Origin of the sequence: Kitasatospora sp. NPDC059722 (assembly GCF_042733235.1) — a bacterium.
Lineage (GTDB): Bacteria > Actinomycetota > Actinomycetes > Streptomycetales > Streptomycetaceae > Kitasatospora.
On the sequence record NZ_JBHWGD010000052.1, the window covers coordinates 1 to 2,475 of the forward strand.

Here is a 2,475-nt window from a genome sequence, read left to right on the forward strand (position 1 = left end):
CAAGCCAACTACGCCGCCGCCAACACCTACCTCGACGCCCTCGCCCAACACCGCCACGCCCAAGGACTCCCCGCCACCTCCATCGCCTGGGGCCTATGGGAACAACCCCACGGCATGGCCGCCACCCTCACCACCACCGACCTCGCCCGCCTCGCCCGCACCGGCATCACCCCCCTCACCACCACCGAAGCCCTCACCCATTTCGACACGGTCCTCGGCTCGAACCCGGCACTCGCCGTACCCGCGAGGTTCGACACGGCCGCGCTGCGGGCACTCGGCGACCCGGGCAGGATGGCACCGGTCCTGCGCGGTCTGGTCCCGCTGCGGGTGCCGCCGGCCCCGGCGGGCCGCCCCGCGGCCTCGGCCCCGGCCGGCGGGGACAACACCCCGCCCTGGGTGCGAACGCTCTCCGGGACCGCCGAGGCCGACCGGCCGAGGACCGTCCGCGAGCTGGTGCGGGCGAGGGTCACCGAGGTCCTGGGCCGGCCGGCGAACCGCCCGGTGCCCACCGACCGCGGGCTGATGGACCTCGGGTTCGACTCCCTCACCGCCGTCGACCTGCGCAACCGGATCGGCGCGGACACCGGCCTCCGGCTGCCCACCACCGTGCTCTTCGACCATCCGACGGTCGACGCGCTCGCCGCCCACGTACACGGGGAACTGGCCGACCGGCTCCCGGGCGCCACGGCGGAACTACTCACCCGGATCGCCGAGTTGGAGGCCGCCGTCAACGGCACCGGCACGCCGCTCGACGAGGAGGCGCGCGAACGCGTCACCGCCCGCCTGTCCTCCGTCCTGGCCCGGCTCTCGCCCGACCCGCACGGCACCGGCCCCGCCACCACGACCGCACAGGTCGAGCACGCCTCCGACGACGAGCTGTTCGAGCTCATCGACGGACAGCTCGGCCTCGACTGACCCGCACCCCACATTCCGGTACCACATCCCGTACGACGCACGACGAGGAGAGTTGACGTCTCATGACGAGCGAGGCGACGAACGAGGCCAGGCTCCGCGACTATCTCAAGCGCGTGACGAACGACCTGCTGCAGACCAAGCAGCGCCTGACCGAGGTGGAGGCCGAGCGGCAGGAGCCGATCGCGATCGTCGGCATGGCCTGCCGCTACCCGGGCGGGGTGCGCACCCCGGAACAGCTGTGGCGGCTCGTCGAGTCGGGCACGGACGCGATATCCGCCTTCCCCGACAACCGGGGCTGGGACATCGCCGGGTTGTACGACCCGGACCCGGACCGGGTCGGCCGGACCTACACCCGCGAGGGCGGGTTCCTGCACGACGCCGACCGGTTCGACCCCGCGTTCTTCGGCATCAGCCCGCGTGAAGCCGTCAGCATGGACCCGCAGCAGCGGCTGCTGCTGGAGACCGCGTGGGAGGCGTTCGAGCGGGCCGGCATCGACCCGACCTCACTGCACGGCTCGCGCACCGGCGTCTACGCCGGCGTGATGTACGCGGACTACGGCGGCCGGATCAGGAAGGCGCCGGACGACCTGGAGGGCTACGTCGGCACCGGCAGCGCGGGCTCGGTCGCCTCCGGCCGGATCTCCTACACCTTCGGGCTGGAGGGGCCGGCGGTCACGATCGACACCGCGTGCTCGTCCTCGCTGGTCGCGCTGCACCTCGCGGTGCAGTCCCTGCGGCGGGGCGAGTGCGACCTGGCGCTCGCCGGCGGCGCGACCGTGCTCGCCACACCCGGGCTGTTCGTGGAGTTCAGCCGGCAGCGCGGACTGTCCGCCGACGGCCGCTGCAAGGCCTTCGCCGCGGCGGCCGACGGCACCGGCTGGGGCGAGGGCGCGGGCCTGCTGCTCGTCGAGCGCCTCTCCGACGCCCGCCGCAACGGCCACCACGTGCACGCCGTGATCCGCGGCACGGCGGCCAACCAGGACGGCACGAGCGGTCAGCTCTCGGCGCCCAACGGACCCTCACAGCAGCGGGTGATCCGCGCCGCGCTCGCCGACGCCGGGCTCACGGGCGCCGACGTCGACGCGGTCGAGGCCCACGGCACCGGCACCCGCCTCGGCGACCCCATCGAAGCCCAGGCGCTCCTCGCCACCTACGGACAGGACCGGCCCGCCGAACACCCCCTCCTGCTCGGCTCCCTGAAGTCCAACATCGGCCACACCCAGGCCGCCGCAGGAGTCGGCGGAATCATCAAGATGGTCGAGGCCATGCGCCACGGGGTCCTGCCGCGCACCCTGCACGTCGACGAACCCACCCCGCACGTCGACTGGACCACCGGCGCCGTCGAACTCCTCACCGACAACACCGCATGGCCCGCACACGACCGCCCCCGCCGCGCCGCCGTCTCCTCCTTCGGCATCAGCGGCACCAACGCCCACGTCATCCTCGAACAGGACCGCATCGAGGACACCGAGCCGGTGGGGCCGGTCACGCCCGCCACCGGCCCGACCGTGTTCCTGCTCTCCGCCCACACCGAACAAGCCCTCCAGGAACAGGCCCGCC

The 2,475-nt window shown here is 73.6% G+C and carries 2 protein-coding genes; both read left to right on the forward strand.

From position 1 onward, the window contains the following. Positions 1–915: beta-ketoacyl reductase (locus ACFV4F_RS28430; protein WP_380506603.1), on the forward strand; the 915-nt coding region annotated here is incomplete at its 5' end. 62 nt (positions 916–977) lie between these two features. Then, positions 978–2,475 (forward strand): type I polyketide synthase (locus ACFV4F_RS28435; protein ID WP_380506606.1); only part of this gene is annotated, 1,498 nt, incomplete at its 3' end.